Source organism: Curvibacter sp. GW821-FHT09D12, assembly GCF_059416245.1.
The window spans coordinates 363698-379227 of the sequence record NZ_JBWKOU010000005.1; the positions used below are offsets into that span (position 1 = coordinate 363698).

Genomic DNA, 15530 nt, shown 5'->3' on the forward strand with positions numbered 1-15530 from the left:
CTGTCGGGTGCCCATCCCAGAGATAGTGCACGCGCTGCGTGCGGGGCTCTGCCGCCCCGGGAGCACTGATGTTTAAGAAAATCCTGATTGCCAATCGGGGGGAGATTGCCCTCCGCATCCAGCGGGCCTGCCGCGAACTGGGTGTCAAGGCGGTGATGGTCTATTCCGAGGCCGACCGCGATGCCAAGTACGTCAAGCTGGCGGAAGAGGCCGTGTGCATCGGCCCGGCCCCTTCGCCTCAAAGCTACCTCAACATGCCCGCCATCATCTCGGCAGCCGAGGTGACCGACGCCGAAGCCATCCACCCCGGCTACGGCTTTCTGAGCGAAAACGCCGACTTTGCCGAGCGCGTCGAGAAGAGTGGCTTCCAGTTCATCGGCCCCTCACCCGAGTCGATCCGCATCATGGGCGACAAGGTGTCGGCCAAGCAGGCCATGATCCGGGCTGGCGTGCCCTGCGTGCCGGGTTCCGAGGGCGAACTGCCTGATGACCCGGTGCAGATCAAGCGCATCGCCAAGACCGTGGGCTACCCCGTCATCATCAAGGCCGCCGGCGGCGGCGGTGGCCGCGGCATGCGCGTGGTACACACCGAGGCCGCGCTGGTCAATGCCGTGCAGATGACCAAGGCCGAGGCGGGGGCTGCTTTCGGCAATCCTGCGGTCTACATGGAAAAGTTCCTGCAGAACCCGCGCCACATCGAGATCCAGATCCTGGCCGACAAGCACCGCAATGCGGTCTACCTGGGTGAGCGTGACTGCTCGATGCAGCGTCGCCACCAGAAGGTCATTGAAGAAGCGCCGGCCCCTGGCATTCCACGCAAGCTGATCGAAAAGATCGGTGAGCGTTGTGCCGCCGCCTGCAAGAAGATTGGCTACCGCGGTGCGGGGACCTTCGAGTTCCTGTATGAAAACGGCGAGTTCTATTTCATCGAGATGAACACCCGTGTGCAGGTGGAGCATCCGGTGACCGAACTGATCACCGGCATTGACATCGTGAAGACCCAGATCATGGTCGCCGCAGGCGAGAAGCTGCCCTTCACGCAGCGCCAGATCGAGATCCGGGGGCACGCCATCGAGTGCCGCGTGAATGCCGAAGACCCCTACAAGTTTGTGCCGTCGCCGGGTCGCATCACCATGTGGCACGCCCCGGGTGGCCCGGGGGTGCGCGTGGATTCGCACGTCTACACCAACTACTTCGTGCCGCCGAACTATGACTCGATGATCGGCAAGATCATCGTGCACGGCGATACCCGCGAGCAGGCCCTGGCCCGCATGCGCACCGCCTTGCTGGAGACCGTGGTCGAAGGCATCAACACCAACATCCCGCTGCACCGCGAGCTGATGGTGGATGCCAAGTTCATGGCCGGCGGCACCAACATCCACTACCTTGAAGAGTGGCTGGGCCACCACAAGCGCTGATCGGCCCCGGCTGGCGCCCCTCGCGGGCGGCCGGCCTCCCAAGACCCCAGGAACGCCATGTTTGAACTCCGGCTGCTGTGCCCCGAAGACCACGTTGAAACGGTGAGCGACGCGCTCGATGCGCTGGATGCCCTGAGCGTCAGCGTCGAAGACGCCGATGCCCAGACCGACGCCGAGCAGGCGCTGTTCGGTGAACCCGGCATGCCGCCGCCCAAAGAAGGCTGGCAGCGTTCGCGCGTGATTGCGCTGTTTCCAGACGAGGCCAGCGCTGACGAGGCGGCCAAGTTGCTGCAGTTGCAGGATTTCTTTGCCGACTGCCGTCTGCTGGGGCTGGCCAAGGTGCCGGACGAAGACTGGGTGCGCCTGACCCAATCCCAGTTCTCGCCGGTCGAGATCACGTCTGAGTTCTGGATCGTGCCTACCTGGCACGAGCCGCCAGCGCAGGCCCGCCAGGTGATTCGCCTGGACCCCGGGCTGGCCTTTGGCACCGGCACTCACCCCACCACCCGCATGTGTCTGCGCTGGATCGCGCGGCGGCCGGCCACGGCCACGCTGGGTCGGGTGCTGGATTACGGTTGCGGCTCGGGCATCCTGGCCATCGGTGCAGCCAAGCATGGCGCGCAGGCCATCGATGCGGTCGACATCGACGAGGCGGCGGTTCAGTCCACGCACCTCAATGCCGAGGCCAATGGCGTGGCCTTGAACGCTGGCCTGCCGGACAAGGCGCACGGGGTGTACGACACGGTGCTGGCCAACATCCTGGCCACCCCGCTCAAGGTGCTGGCACCGCTGCTGTGCGCCCATGTGGCTGCAGGCGGCTCGCTGGTGCTGGCTGGCATCCTGGAGCGCCAGGCCGATGAGCTGAAGGCCGCCTATGCGCCCTGGCTGCAGTTGTCGGTGGCCGACAGCGAGGACGGCTGGATCCTGATGACCGCGCAGCGTTAAGCCTGCGCCACAGCGGTGGTGTCTCCCGGTGACGAGCCGGGTGAAAAATGCGCCCGCGCCTCTACAATCAGGCGCATCCATGAGCCTCATCACACGTTGCCCAGCCTGCGCCACGACCTTCAAGGTTGTGCCAGACCAATTGAGGATTTCCGATGGCTGGGTGCGCTGTGGGCAGTGCACCGAGGTGTTCGACGCCACGGCCAACCTGGTCCAGGAAGGTGATGCCAGCCCGCTGGCCACGAGCGGGCCTGCGGCATCGCGAAGTCACCGGCCGGAACCCCCGGCGTTTTTGCGTGCACCAGCCCACTCGCCGGTCTCGGCCATGCCAGCGGCCGCACCGGTGGCGGCACCGGCGCCCACCCACCCGCCGGCCTCGGTGGCCGATCACGCACCTTTGCCGGCCTCAGCCGTGCAGCCGGTCTTGGCGACGCAGCCCCCGCCCGCTCCCCCACCGCCAGCTCGCCCCAGCCGTGAACCCGTGATGCCAGAGCTGGTGATGCCGGATCTGGTGTTGCCACCCCCACCGCTACCGCCGCCACCACCAGTGCAGCCGGTGCGCGTGCATGCACCCGAGTCCCCCGCATCCGCGCCGGTGGCCGAGCCTGCCGTGCCACGCAGCGCAGACGACTTGCTGGCCGAGCAACTGGCTCGCCTGGATCTGGATCTGGCCACCTCCGATGCGCGGCGTCAGGTCGAACCCACGCTGGATGACGATGAGTTCGATCTCGATCTGCACGATGTCTTCGCGCCTCAGCCCGAAGTCGATGCCCCCCCCGTGCGGGTCGATTTCGCACCGATGGCCGAGCCGGCCGAGCCGCGCGTGCGTCCCCAGGGGGACCGGTTTCCAGTGTTGTCGGTGCCAGAGCTCGACCTGCCAGGGGCCCCGCGGCCGCCCCGTGCCGACCCGCCCGGGGTCACGCTCGCGGCGTTGCGGTTTCCGGATGACCCGGCGCCGGCCGATGCGCCCGGCCCCGAGCTCCCCCCGGCGGCACCGAAGACCGATTCCATGCTGAACGCGGCAGGCCTGGTTGACGAGGTGTCGCCCAGTCTGTTGTCCGAGTCGGTGGCGGCCGATGCACCGGGCGATCTCTCCACTCAGTGGGCTGCCGAAGCGCCTGCCCAGGCCATGGCGGCAGCGCCTGCACGGCGGGCTGAGGATGAAGTCGATGCTTTCGGCCCGGATGTGCTCAAGGGCTTGCAGTTTCTGCGCCGTGCGCGCCGCGAGGCCTTCTGGCGACGTCCCTGGGTGCGAGCAGGGCTGGGTTTGGCCGTGTTGCTGCTGTCGGGGCTGCTGCTGCTCCAGTGGGCGCTGCACGAGCGTGCCCGCCTGGCCGCTGCCGAGCCGGCGCTTCGGCCCACTTTGCAGGCCCTGTGCGATGTGACGGGTTGCGAGCTGGCTCCCTTGCGCCGCATCGAGGCCTTCGTCATCGAGTCCTCCGCCTTCAACAAAACCCATGGCGAGGGCTTTCAGCTGGCCCTGGCCATTCGCAACACCGGTGCCTTGCCTCTGGGCATGCCGGCGGCCGAACTCAGCCTGACCGATTCGCAGGACCAGGCCGTGTTGCGCCGCGTGTTCCTGCCGACCGAGCTGGGTGCCCCGCCAATGCTGGGCCCTGGGGCCGAGTGGAATGCCACTCTGCCCGTGCGGGTGGCGGGGGCCGCCACCTTGCGCATCGCGGGCTACCGGGTGCTGGTTTTTTATCCCTGACGACTTTCAAGAAACGAATTCAACAACATGGCAGCAATCATCTGTGGTTCCCTGGCTTTCGACACCATCATGACCTTCGAGGGGCGTTTTGCGGACCAGATCCTGCCGGATCAGTTGCACATCCTCAACGTGTCTTTTCTGGTGCCGGCCCTGCGGCGTGACTTTGGCGGCTGTGCCGGCAACATCGCCTATGCGCTCAAGCTGCTGGGGGGCACGCCCCTGCCCATGGCCACTGTCGGCAATGACGGTGCAGACTACCTGGAGCGCCTGCGCACCCTGGGCATCAGCTGCGAGTATGTGCGTCAGGTTGCGGACACCTACACGGCCCAGGCCATGATCATGACTGACCGTGACAACAACCAGATCACGGCTTTCCACCCCGGGGCCATGATGCAGGCGCACCAGACCCGCATCGAGGCACGCCCTGATGTGCGCCTGGGCATCATCTCGCCCGATGGGCGTGATGCCATGCTTGAGCATGCCGCGCAGTTCAAGGCCGCCGGCATTCCCTTCGTGTTCGATCCGGGTCAGGGCTTGCCGATGTTCGACGGCGCCGATCTGGCCCGCTTTGTGGACCAGGCCACCTGGGTCACGGTCAACGACTACGAAGGCAAGATGCTGTGCGACCGTACCGGCTGGACCCCGGCCGAGATTTCGCAGCGCGTGCAGGGCGGCCTGGTGATCACCTTGGGTGCCGAAGGCAGCGAAGTCTGGGTGGCGGGGCAGCGCACCCATGTGCCCCCGGTGCAGGCGCAGGCCGTGGTCGACCCGACCGGTTGTGGTGATGCCTGGCGCGGCGCGCTGCTGTTCGGTCTGGAACAAGGCTGGGACCTGGTGCGCTGTGCCGCCCTCGGCAGCCGCGTCGGGGCCCTCAAGATTGCCCAGCGCGGGCCACAGAACTACCAGCTCGACTTTCAGCCCTGAACAGGCTCTCAGGGGCCGGCTGGCACTGGCGGCTTCGCCCATTAAAAAAGCCCGAGGCCGTGAGGCGTCGGGCTGGCACGTTGGAGAACGTGTTGTTCAGGGCTTGTTGCCGGTCGGGAAGGGCCAGGCAGCCTGAGGGTTGAGTGTGGTCTGAGCCGACGGAGCAGCAGGAGCCACAGGGGCAGCGGCAGGCTTGGCGGGCGCTTTCTTCGCAGCAGCCTTCTTGGCAGCAGGCTTTTTGGCGGCCGGAGCCTTCTTGGCCACAGTGGCTGCGGTCTTCTTCGGTGCAGCGGCCTTCTTGGCAGGTGCAGCAGCCTTCTTGGCGGGTGCGGCGGCCTTCTTTGCAGGCGCGGCAGCCTTCTTGGCAGGCGCAGCGGCCTTCTTGGCAGGTGCAGCAGCCTTCTTGGCAGGTGCAGCGGCCTTCTTGGCAGGAGCAGCAGCCTTCTTCACAGGCGCAGCAGCCTTCTTGGCGGGTGCAGCGGCCTTCTTCGCAGGCGCAGCAGCCTTCTTGGCGGGCGCAGCGGCCTTCTTGGCAGGCGCAGCAGCCTTCTTGGCGGGTGCAGCGGCCTTGGCAGGTGCTGCGGCCTTCTTGGCGGGTGCTGCAGCCTTGGCAGGAGCAGCGGCCTTCTTGGCGGGTGCAGCAGCCTTCTTGGCTGGGGCGGCGGCCTTCTTGGCGGGTGCAGCCGCCTTCTTTGCAGGTGCAGCGGCCTTCTTGGCGGCCGGTTTCTTCGCAGTTGCCATCATTTTCTCCTTGGTCGGATTGCAATGAACACTTGTCGCTCGCATGTCGGCGTCAAGCGATCCAGGTCTCTGGGCCTGTGCCCACAGGTCTGAATGGGGGCGCGCAACGCCACGGCAGGCGCAATGGCCGCTGCGTGGTCGGTGGGCATGAATGGGGTGGCCATGGCGTTGCGGTGATCAGTCCCAGGAAAGCGCGCCACCCGACTGATACTCGATCACGCGGGTTTCGAAGAAGTTGCGCTCTTTCTTCAGGTCGATCATTTCGCTCATCCAGGGGAAGGGGTTCTCTTCGTTGGGGAAGAGTGCCTCGAGCCCGATCTGGGTGGCACGGCGATTGGCGATGTAGCGCAGGTAGCCCTTGAACATCGAGGCGTTCAGACCCAGTACGCCGCGGGGCATGGTGTCTTCGGCGTAGGCGTATTCGAGTTCGACGGCCTTCATGAACAAGGCCTTGATCTCGTTCTTGAAGTCGGCTGTCCAGAGGTGGGGGTTCTCGAGCTTGAGCTGGTTGATCAGATCGATGCCGAAGTTGCAGTGCATCGACTCGTCGCGCAGGATGTACTGATACTGCTCGGCAGCACCGGTCATCTTGTTCTGCCGGCCAAGCGCCAGGATCTGGGTGAAGCCCACGTAGAAGAACAGGCCTTCCATGAGGCAGGCAAACACGATCAGCGACTTCAGCAAGGTCTGGTCGGTCTCGACAGTGCCGGTCTTGAATTCGGGGTTCATGATCGCGTCGATGAACGGGATCAGAAATTCATCCTTGTCGCGGATCGACTTCACCTCGTTGTAGGCGTTGAAGATCTCGCTCTCATCCAGGCCCAGCGACTCCACGATGTACTGGTAGGCATGGGTGTGGATGGCTTCTTCGAAGGCCTGGCGCAGCAGGAACTGACGGCACTCGGGGGCGGTGATGTGGCGGTAGGTGCCCAGCACGATGTTGTTGGCAGCCAGCGAGTCGGCCGTCACGAAGAAGCCGAGGTTGCGCTTGATGATGCGACGCTCATCTTCGGTCAGCCCATTGGGGTCTTTCCAGAGCGCGATGTCGCGGGTCATGTTGACCTCTTGCGGCATCCAGTGATTGGCGCAGGTGGCCAGGTATTTTTCCCAGGCCCATTTGTACTTGAAGGGCACCAGCTGGTTGACGTCGGTCTGGCCGTTGATGATGCGCTTGTCGGCTGCGTTGACTCGGCGTTTGGCGCCGGCCGCGACCTCGGTTGTCGAGGCGGATGGGGTGCCGAATTCAGTGGGAGACGCGGCCTCGGCCGTGCGGCTGTTTTGCAGTTCGCCGGCGAGTGAATTTTGCGATGAGGGCTTGACTTCTTCGTCCCAGGTCAACATAGGTTTTCCAATGTCCGGATTATGAAAGCAGCCATGCAAATTGGAAAGTACCCGATGGGCGTGGCTGCCTTGTTTGTGAGAGGTTTGTTGTTCTGTCGCATCGACGCTGTGGCCCTTGCATGACGCGGCTGTCTCTGGTCGAAACAGGTCCGGGCATGCGTGGCATCCAGTGCATCGACGAAGCCCCTGACTCTCGATGCAGGGGCTTCATCAAAGGCCTTACTGGCAGGCTTCGCAGCCCGGGTCGTCGATGGCGCAGAACTTGATGTCCGTGGCCGGAATCGCATCGGCCTGTGCTCGGGCGGCCGCGGCGGCGGCTTCCAGGGCGCTGGGCTTGGGCGCGGCGCTCAGGCCGGGTTCGCTGCCCGAGGACACGGAGTTCATGCGGCCTGCTGCCACCGTCGATTTCTCGGCGTGGGTGGCACCGACGGTGCGCAGGTAGTAGGTGGTCTTGAGGCCACGCAACCAGGCCAGCTTGTAGGTGTCGTCGAGCTTCTTGCCCGAGGCGCCGGCCATGTAGATGTTCAGCGACTGGGCTTGATCGATCCACTTCTGGCGGCGTGCTGCGGCTTCGACCAGCCAGGTGGTCTCCACCTCGAAGGCGGTCGAATACAGCGCCTTGATTTCGTGCGGCACGCGGTCGATGGGGCGCAGCGAGCCATCAAAGTGCTTGAGGTCCATCACCATCACGTCGTCCCACAGGCCCAGGCGCTTGAGGTCGCGCACCAGGTAGCCGTTGATGACGGTGAACTCGCCCGACAGGTTGGACTTGACCGAGAGGTTGCCGAAGCACGGCTCGATCGAGGCATCCACACCAATGATGTTGGAGATGGTGGCCGTGGGGGCAATGGCCACGCAGTTGGAGTTGCGCATGCCGTCAGCCGCGATCTTCTTGCGCAGGGCATCCCAGTCCAGCGTGGCCGAGCGATCCACTTCGATGTAGCCGCCGCGGGCTTTTTCGAGCATGTCGATGGTGTCGAAGGGCAGGATGCCGCGGTCCCACAGCGACCCCGGGTAGCTCGAATACTTGCCACGCTCCTTGGCCAGTTCGGACGAAGCCCAGTAGGCGTAGTAGCAGATGGCTTCCATCGACCGGTCGGCGAACTCAACAGCGGCCTGCGACGCGTAGGGGATGCGCAATTCGTACAGGCTGTCCTGGAAGCCCATCAGGCCCAGGCCCACCGGGCGGTGGCGCAGGTTCGAATCACGGGCCTTCTTGACCGCGTAGTAGTTGATGTCAATCACGTTGTCGAGCATGCGCATGGCCACCTTGATGGTGCGCTTGAGCTTCTCGTGATCGAGCTTGCCGTCGGTGATGTGCTGCAGCAGGTTGACTGAGCCCAGGTTGCACACCGCCGTTTCGGTGTCGCTGGTGTTGAGCGTGATCTCGGTGCACAGGTTGGACGAGTGCACCACGCCCACGTGCTGCTGCGGCGAGCGCACGTTGCAGGCGTCCTTGAAGGTGATCCAGGGGTGGCCAGTCTCGAACAGCATGGTCAGCATCTTGCGCCACAGGTCAGTGGCCTGCAGGGTGCGGCTGGGCTTGATTTCGCCACGGGCGGCCTTCTCTTCGTAGGCCACGTAGGCGCGCTCGAAGTCAGCACCGAACAGGTCGTGCAGATCGGGCACGGTGGAGGGCGAGAACAGGGTCCAGGTGCCCTTTTCCATCACGCGGCGCATGAACAGATCGGGGATCCAGTTGGCCGTGTTCATGTCGTGGGTGCGGCGGCGGTCATCGCCGGTGTTCTTGCGCAGCTCCAGGAACTCTTCGATGTCGAGGTGCCAGGTCTCCAGGTAGGTGCAGACGGCGCCTTTGCGCTTGCCACCCTGGTTCACGGCCACGGCGGTGTCGTTCACCACCTTCAGGAACGGCACCACGCCTTGTGATTCGCCGTTGGTTCCCTTGATGTGCGAGCCCAGGGCGCGCACACGGGTCCAGTCATTGCCCAGGCCGCCGGCAAACTTGGACAGCAGGGCGTTTTCCTTGATGGATTCGTAGATGCCGTCCAGGTCGTCAGGCACTGTGGTCAGGTAGCAGCTGGAAAGCTGCGAACGCAGCGTGCCGCTGTTGAACAGCGTCGGGGTGCTGGACATGAAGTCGAAGGACGACAGCACTTCGTAGAACTCGATGGCGCGGGCCTCGCGGTCGGTCTCGTTCAATGCCAGGCCCATGGCCACGCGCATGAAAAAGGCCTGCGGCAGTTCGATGCGGGTCTTGCGCACGTGCAGGAAGTAACGGTCGTACAGGGTCTGCAGGCCCAGGTAGTCGAACTGCAGATCACGTTCGGCCTTGAGGGCTGCGCCCAGGCGGGTCAGGTCGTAGCTCAGCAGCTTTTCGTCGAGCAGTTCGTTGGCCACGCCCTTCTGAATGAACTGAGGAAAGTACTCGGCGTAGCTGCTGGCCATTTCGGCCGGGCTGACTTCGCGACCCAGCACTTCCTTGGCGATCGTGTGCAGCAGCAGGCGAGCGGTGGCGTAGGTGTAGTCCGGGTCTTTTTCGATCAGGGTACGGGCAGCCAGGATCGACGCCTTGTAGACCTCTTCCATGGGCACACCGTCGTACAGGTTGCGCATGGTCTCGGCAAAGATCGGTTCGGGCTTGACGTCGGCGCTCAGGCCTTGGCAGGCCGAGACGATCAGCGAACGCAGGTAGGCCTCGTCGAGGGCCAGGCGTTGGCCGTTCTCGGTCACGTGCAGGGTCGGCACTGGGGGCTTGGCTTGCTCGACCTGGTGAGCACGTTCCTGGGCGCGGCGTTCACGGTACAGCACGTAGGCTCGGGCCACTTCATGGTGGCTGCCACGCATCAGACCCAGTTCAACCTGGTCTTGCACGTCTTCGATCGGGAAGGTGCCGCCACCTGGGCGCGAGCGCATCAGCGCCTTGACCACGCCTTGGGTCAGGGCATCGACCACATCGCGCACGCTGGCCGAAGCCGCGCCTTGTGTGCCATGCACAGCCAGGAAGGCCTTCATCATGGCCACGGCAATCTTCTGCGGCTCAAAGGGCACCACCGCACCGTTGCGGCGGATGATCTGGTAGTGCGCAAGCACGCTGGGCACGCCGGATTCGGCGGCTTCGGGAGGCGAGGTGGTGCTGGTCGAGGCCGAGGCCGGGGCGTTCGTGGCAACTTGCATGGATTCCTCTTCTTGAACTGTTTTCAGGGGAGAAGGCACGGCTCGGGTGGGAGCGTGCGAGTGATGGGGGTGGTTCGATCGAACCGATCGTTACACACTATATCTGGGGCCTTGAGTGAATTCAAGACACTACCTGTAGTGTACCAAGCCCAAAGATGGGCGCAGGCAAAGGGTCTTTATTTCACTTTGTGATTGCTGTATGAGGGGCGGCTTCAAAAGCCGCGCCAGGACTGCGCTTCAAGTCAGCGAGCCGCTTGTTTCATGGCTTTGCCGGGCATTTCAGGCTGCCGGACCGCATGGTTTCTGCGCATCGCCGCGGCGTCCGAGCAGCACCTGAAGCCGCAAAAAAATCAGGACCGCGGCAAATGCGCCACGGCCATAGGGAAAAATCCTGAGGGCCAGTCGAGCTGGCCGATCAGCCCAGGCCAGTCAAAACCCGCCCCGGGATCGTGTTTGCGACCCGGTGCAATGTGTTCGTGACCCGCCACGTGAGCGATGGGGTAGTGGCAGCGCAAAGCCTGACACAGCCCGATCAGGGTCGCGTATTGTGCCACCGTGAAAGTGCTTCCTTCGAGACCTTCGAGTTCAATGCCTATCGAGTCGTCATTGCAGTTGTCCCGGCCCCGGTAATGCGAGCGGCCGGCGTGCCAAGCCCGCTCATTGCAATCGACAAATTGCCACAGCTCGCCATCGCGTCGGATGTAGAAGTGCGAGGACACCTCCAGTCCACGGATCTGATCAAAGTAGGGGTGGGCGTCCCAATCCAGTTGGTTGGTGAACAGCTGCTGCACCTCGTCGCCACCATACTGGCCCGGTGGCAGACTGATCGAGTGCAGCACAATGAGGTCGATGCAGGCGCGCTCGGGGCGCGGGCCGAAGTTGGGTGAGGCCAGGGCCCGGGCAGGGGTGTACCAGCCCCCTCGCCACAAGGGGAGCGCCGGGTCAGCCGGCTTCATGGCTTTCGCTGTCCTGGGGAATGGGAATGTTCAGGCGTTCGATCCGATAGCGGATCTGGCGCAGGCTCAGACCCAGGCGGGCTGCGGTGGCGGTCCGGTTGAACTGGTTGTCTTCGAGGGCTCGCATCAGGATGGCGCGCTCCTGTTCGTCCAGATAGGCCTGCAGATCGAAGGGCAGTGGATCAGGCGGTGCAGGGGGGGCGCCGCCTGCCGCGGAGGCGGGTTGCGGCGTGCTGGCGTCCCCGTGCGGCAGGGTCGGCTGGGCGGTCGACACCTGGCTGGCCGTGGGGAGGGCTGCAGGGGCTTCGGCCTTGCAGGGGAGGGCGTCTCCCTGGAGCCACAGCGCCTGATCCATGGCCAGTTCATCGCCTTCGCTCAAGGCCACCGCGCGGTGCAGGAGGTTCTCCAGTTCGCGCACATTGCCCGCCAAGGGCAGGGCATACAGCGGGGCCATGGCCTGTTCGGTCAGGCGTGGTGCGGCCAACCCCGACTCGCGCGCGATGCGGTCAAGCAAGGCCTGACAGAGCAGGGGCAGGTCTTCGCGCCGCTCGCGCAGCGGCGGCACCACCACTTCGATCACATTGAGGCGGTAGTACAGGTCCTGCCGGAAACGCCCGGCCAGCACCTCGGCGGCCAGGTCCTTGTGGGTCGCGCTGACGATGCGCACGTCCACCGGGATCTCCTGGGTCGAGCCCAGGGGGCGGATGCTGCGTTCCTGGATCGCCCGCAGCAGTTTGGATTGCATGGCCAGGGGCAGGTCGCCGATCTCGTCAAGAAACAGCGTCCCGCCGCTGGCGGCCTGGAAGTAGCCCTCGCGGTCCTGTTGGGCCCCGGTGTAGGAGCCCTTGCGGGCCCCGAAGAACTCGGCTTCGAGCAGGCTTTCAGGAATGGCGCCGCAATTCACCGCCACCAGTGGCCCGTGGCCGCGCTGGCTGCAGGCGTGCAGCGCACGCGCCACCAGCTCTTTGCCGGTACCGGACTCGCCGCGCACCAGCACCGGGGCCATGCCGCGCGCCACCTTGCCGACGCGCTGCTTGACCGACTGCAGGGCTTCGGACTGGCCGACCAGCCGCTCCAGCGCCTGCAAGCCGCCGGGTGGAGTGCCCAGGCCGGGCTCGACGGGGTGGGCCATTTCGCGGGCAGCAATCACCAGCGTCTCCCGGCTGCCTTGTACCGCAGAGGCCACCACGGTGCGGAACTGCTTGAGGTCGACCGGCTTGGTCAGGTAGTCGAAGGCGCCGGCCTTGAGGGCCTCGACCGCATTCTCGGCCGAGCCATAGGCGGTCATGACCACGCAGCGCTCAGGGCGCTGGCGGGTCCGCAATTGCTTGAGCAGATCGAGCCCCAGCCCGTCAGGCAGGCGCATGTCGGTGATCACGGCGTCGAAACTGCGCTCGTCCAGGCAGGCCCTGGCTTCAGCCAGGCTGCCCGCGGCCTCCACGCGGTAACCCTCGCGCAGCAGCGTGAGTTCATACAGCGTGCGCAGATCGGGCTCGTCATCCACAACCAGGATGTGGGCCGGCGCCGGCAGCGATGGGGAGGGGAGACTGGACATGGTCAGCTGGGCATTGTGTCAAACGCAAGCTGGGGCTGTCCATCACTGGCCAGGGCAGCCGTGAAATCAAGCACGAAGGCATTGCCGTCCAAGGTGCCGCGGGCCGTGGCCGCCGGGGTGCGGCGGTAGGCGATGTGGGCGCCATGGCGCTCGCACAGTTGGCGGCAGATGTACAGACCCAGTCCGGAAGACCGGCTCTCGGACGAGAAAAAGGGTTCAAACAGGTGGCGCTCCACACTGGGCTCCATGGGGGCACCATCGCTCCACACCATCAGGCCGGGGGCCTGACCCGCCCGAGACCGGGTCGACACCTGCAGCGAGTCGGGATGGGTTCCCTGGTAGCGCAGGGCGTTGTCCAGCAGGTTGTCCAGCACCCGGCGCAGGTGCTCGGGGTCGAAGTGGACCGACGTCAGGCCCGCCTGAAGATCCAGCTGCACGCGTCGCCTGGCTGGATCGCGCTGGCACCATTCCCGGCAGCAGGCCGCCACGCTGGCATCCAGCGCCATGGCGCTGGCCGGGTCAGCGCCCGGCTGATGTTCCACCCGGGCAATGTCGAGCACCTCTTCGACGATGCGGGCCAAGCGTTGCGCATTGTGTTGAACCATCTGCACCAGCCTTCGCTGGCCCGGGTCCTGCACGTCTTCTTCCAGCAGGGCGTTGGCCTGGGTGATGGCCGCCAGCGGGTTGCGGATCTCATGCGCCATGGCGGCCGACACCCGACCCATGGCCGCCAGCTTCTCGGTGCGCAGCCGGGCCTCCAGCTCGCGCAGATCGTGCACGAACATGACGCACAGCTTGCCGGCCCCTTGCTGACCACTGCGGGTCAGCTGCGTGCGCACATGCACTTGGGCCAGGCTTTGGGCGTCCAGGCGCAGTTCGGTGTCCTGCACTTGTGGCAAGGCCTGGCCAAAGGTGGCACGGGCCAGGTCCAGCAGGGGTTGCCACTGCGGGTGGGTGCCCAGCCAGAAGCCCGGCGCGGCTTGGGCCGCCGCCGGCCCCAGCAAGGCACGAGCCGCCGGGTTCAGGGCGCATACCACCTCGCGGGCGTCGATCACCAGCACCCCATCGCGCAGGTGCTCGATCACCAGGGTGTTGACCTGGGCCTGCACCTGGGCCGCCAGCCGGCTGCTGTTTGAAATACGCTCTTCGCGGGCCAGGCGCTGGGCCAGTTGATGCACCAGCAGGCCCACCACGAAGTAGCCACCACCCGTGATGCCGGCCTGCATGAGCGGGGCCGCCGCATCGTTGCCGGTCAGCAGGTGCTGGCTCCAGGTCTGTACCAGCAGCAGCAGCGTGCCGGCCGCCGCACTCGACAGCGTCAGCAGGCGCGAGCCCAGCGTGGCGGCCATCAGCACCGGCATCACGATCAGGGGCGTGTAATTCATGCTGCCGCTCTGCAACCATTGCAAGCCCGAAAACACCAGCAGATCCAGCCCGAGGGTGGGCAACCAGTGGGGCCCCATCTCCGGATTGGGCGGCTGCGGTGTCGCTCGCCAGCGGGCCAGCAGTGTCAGACCGAAATACACCCCGCCCAAGCCCATCACCCAGATGTTGATCGGCGGGGTCAGGAGGTTGCTCAGGCCCTGCAGCATCAGCAAGGCCAGGGCCAGCATCAGCCGGGCGGTCAGAAACCCGTGCCACAGCCGGGACGGCGTGCCCGGCGGCGACAGCCATTCGGATGATTCGGGGTCGAGTGCGCTGAACCAGGACGCCGGTGCGTCGTCAGCGCTCATGCCTGGCGGCCGCTCTGGCGGTGGGCCGCGCTGCAGTAGAACGGCGCACTGCCGCCCGGGCCGTCGGCCAGGGCTTCACTGCGGGGCAGGTGCAGGCCGCAGTGGGCGCAGGCCACCATGTCTTGCGGCTCAGCACCGGTGCGTGGGGCAGGTCGCGCCGCAGGGGGCGCCGGTCTGGCGTCCCGGGTTTCTGCCATGCGCCCCTGGCGCCACAGCCAGTAGACGCCCAGCGCAATGCCAATGATCAACAGGTATTTGCTCATGCGCCCCCCCGGCTCAGCAGCACTTCCATCACGAAGCGCGAGCCCACATAGGCCAGCAGCAGCAGGCCCGAGCCGATGTACAGGATGCGCAGTGCCCGGCGCCCCCGCCAGCCGAAGCGCGAGCGGCCCAGCAGCAGCACGGCAAAGGTCAGCCAGGACAGCACCGAGAACACGGTCTTGTGATTCCAGCGCCAGGCCTGGCCGTAAAGCACCTCACCAAACAACCAACCGGCCAGCAGGGTGGCGGTCAGCAGCACAAAGCCGGCGGCCACGAAGCGGAAGGTGAGGCGCTCCAGTGTCAGCAGCGGCACCCCGCTGTGCGGGTCGGCAGCCTGCCGGATGCGGTGTTCAGCCCGGGTCATGAGCCAGGCATGCACCACGGCCGCCGAGAACATGCCGTACGAGGCAATGCCCAGTGCCCAGTGCAGCGGCAGCCAGGGCGAGGCGCTGACGTGCAATGCCTGCCCCGGAAACACCAGCGACAGCAGCACGGTGAAGGCGCCCAGGCCGGCCAGGGCCCAGCGGGCCTGGAGTTGTGGAAACAGCCGGCTCTCGATGGCGTACACCGTCAGCACCAGCCAGGCCGTGACGGACAGGGCCGGGGCAAAACCGAATCGGGGTGGCTCGCCAGCCAGCCCCAGCATCAACACGCCGGCGTGCAGCAACCAGGCCAGCAGCAGGGAAAAGCGCACGCCGCGCGGCGCGATGCGCGAGGCGGCGGCCGCAGGAACGGCGTAGGCGGCGGCGGCTGCCAGGCCCAGCAGCACCAGACCGGTGGACTCACTGGATAAAATCATGGATCACAGTTTAG

General features: G+C 65.6%; 12 protein-coding genes. 4 read left to right on the forward strand and 8 right to left on the reverse strand.

The features are described from left to right. The first annotated feature begins 68 nt into the window (after window positions 1-68). From accC to AC07PT_RS11155, 4 genes are all read left to right on the forward strand, one after another. Entirely contained in the window at window positions 69-1418 is a 1350-nt protein-coding gene (gene accC / locus AC07PT_RS11140) for an acetyl-CoA carboxylase biotin carboxylase subunit (RefSeq protein ID WP_019577108.1), read from the forward strand. A 57-nt stretch (window positions 1419-1475) separates the two neighbouring features. Then, window positions 1476-2363, forward strand: a complete 888-nt coding sequence (gene prmA, locus AC07PT_RS11145; protein WP_494656693.1) for a 50S ribosomal protein L11 methyltransferase — start codon at window positions 1476-1478, stop codon at window positions 2361-2363. Window positions 2364-2442: 79 nt separating this feature from the next. Next, on the forward strand, window positions 2443-4071 hold the full coding sequence (locus AC07PT_RS11150; RefSeq protein WP_494656694.1) for a zinc-ribbon and DUF3426 domain-containing protein: 1629 nt from the start codon (window positions 2443-2445) through the stop codon (window positions 4069-4071). A gap of 27 nt (window positions 4072-4098) precedes the next feature. Next, entirely contained in the window at window positions 4099-4995 is an 897-nt protein-coding gene (locus AC07PT_RS11155; RefSeq protein WP_494656695.1) for a carbohydrate kinase family protein, read from the forward strand. 96 nt (window positions 4996-5091) lie between these two features. Here AC07PT_RS11155 and AC07PT_RS11160 read toward each other — a convergent pair whose 3' ends face one another. The 8 genes from AC07PT_RS11160 to AC07PT_RS11195 form a co-directional block, all read right to left on the reverse strand. Further along, on the reverse strand, window positions 5092-5736 hold the full coding sequence (locus tag AC07PT_RS11160) for a histone (RefSeq protein ID WP_494656696.1): 645 nt from the start codon (window positions 5734-5736) through the stop codon (window positions 5092-5094). 177 nt (window positions 5737-5913) lie between these two features. After that, window positions 5914-7077, reverse strand: coding sequence for a ribonucleotide-diphosphate reductase subunit beta (locus AC07PT_RS11165; RefSeq protein ID WP_492347093.1), 1164 nt, complete (start codon window positions 7075-7077; stop codon window positions 5914-5916). A gap of 219 nt (window positions 7078-7296) precedes the next feature. Next, complete coding sequence (locus AC07PT_RS11170; RefSeq protein ID WP_492347092.1) at window positions 7297-10212, reverse strand: ribonucleoside-diphosphate reductase subunit alpha; 2916 nt, start codon at window positions 10210-10212, stop codon at window positions 7297-7299. 350 nt (window positions 10213-10562) lie between these two features. After that, window positions 10563-11168 carry a 1,6-anhydro-N-acetylmuramyl-L-alanine amidase AmpD gene (gene ampD / locus AC07PT_RS11175; RefSeq protein ID WP_494656697.1) on the reverse strand — a complete coding sequence of 202 codons (606 nt, stop codon included), beginning with the start codon at window positions 11166-11168 and terminating at the stop codon, window positions 10563-10565. After that, complete coding sequence (locus AC07PT_RS11180) at window positions 11155-12723, reverse strand: sigma-54-dependent transcriptional regulator (protein WP_494656698.1); 1569 nt, start codon at window positions 12721-12723, stop codon at window positions 11155-11157. Before AC07PT_RS11180 ends, ampD begins: the two co-directional genes overlap by 14 nt. Window positions 12724-12725: 2 nt before the next feature. Then, window positions 12726-14456, reverse strand: a complete 1731-nt coding sequence (locus AC07PT_RS11185) for a sensor histidine kinase (protein WP_494656699.1) — start codon at window positions 14454-14456, stop codon at window positions 12726-12728. Then, the gene (locus AC07PT_RS11190) at window positions 14453-14719 is read right to left on the reverse strand and encodes a PP0621 family protein (RefSeq protein ID WP_492347088.1); all 267 of its coding nucleotides are present in this window, start codon (window positions 14717-14719) and stop codon (window positions 14453-14455) included. Before AC07PT_RS11190 ends, AC07PT_RS11185 begins: the two co-directional genes overlap by 4 nt. Further along, the gene (locus tag AC07PT_RS11195; protein ID WP_492347087.1) at window positions 14716-15516 is read right to left on the reverse strand and encodes a cytochrome C assembly family protein; all 801 of its coding nucleotides are present in this window, start codon (window positions 15514-15516) and stop codon (window positions 14716-14718) included. Before AC07PT_RS11195 ends, AC07PT_RS11190 begins: the two co-directional genes overlap by 4 nt. Window positions 15517-15530: the final 14 nt, after the last annotated feature.

Coding starts and splice junctions, on each gene's coding strand:
- AC07PT_RS11185 (WP_494656699.1), bottom strand. CDS start 14,456: ATGAGCGCTGACGACGCACCGGCGTCCTGGTTCAGCGCACTCGACCCC.
- AC07PT_RS11160 (WP_494656696.1), bottom strand. CDS start 5,736: ATGGCAACTGCGAAGAAACCGGCCGCCAAGAAGGCCGCTGCACCTGCA.
- AC07PT_RS11195 (WP_492347087.1), bottom strand. CDS start 15,516: ATGATTTTATCCAGTGAGTCCACCGGTCTGGTGCTGCTGGGCCTGGCA.
- AC07PT_RS11150 (WP_494656694.1), top strand. CDS start 2,443: ATGAGCCTCATCACACGTTGCCCAGCCTGCGCCACGACCTTCAAGGTT.
- AC07PT_RS11180 (WP_494656698.1), bottom strand. CDS start 12,723: ATGTCCAGTCTCCCCTCCCCATCGCTGCCGGCGCCGGCCCACATCCTG.
- AC07PT_RS11190 (WP_492347088.1), bottom strand. CDS start 14,719: ATGAGCAAATACCTGTTGATCATTGGCATTGCGCTGGGCGTCTACTGG.
- AC07PT_RS11170 (WP_492347092.1), bottom strand. CDS start 10,212: ATGCAAGTTGCCACGAACGCCCCGGCCTCGGCCTCGACCAGCACCACC.
- AC07PT_RS11165 (WP_492347093.1), bottom strand. CDS start 7,077: ATGTTGACCTGGGACGAAGAAGTCAAGCCCTCATCGCAAAATTCACTC.
- ampD (WP_494656697.1), bottom strand. CDS start 11,168: ATGAAGCCGGCTGACCCGGCGCTCCCCTTGTGGCGAGGGGGCTGGTAC.
- prmA (WP_494656693.1), top strand. CDS start 1,476: ATGTTTGAACTCCGGCTGCTGTGCCCCGAAGACCACGTTGAAACGGTG.
- AC07PT_RS11155 (WP_494656695.1), top strand. CDS start 4,099: ATGGCAGCAATCATCTGTGGTTCCCTGGCTTTCGACACCATCATGACC.
- accC (WP_019577108.1), top strand. CDS start 69: ATGTTTAAGAAAATCCTGATTGCCAATCGGGGGGAGATTGCCCTCCGC.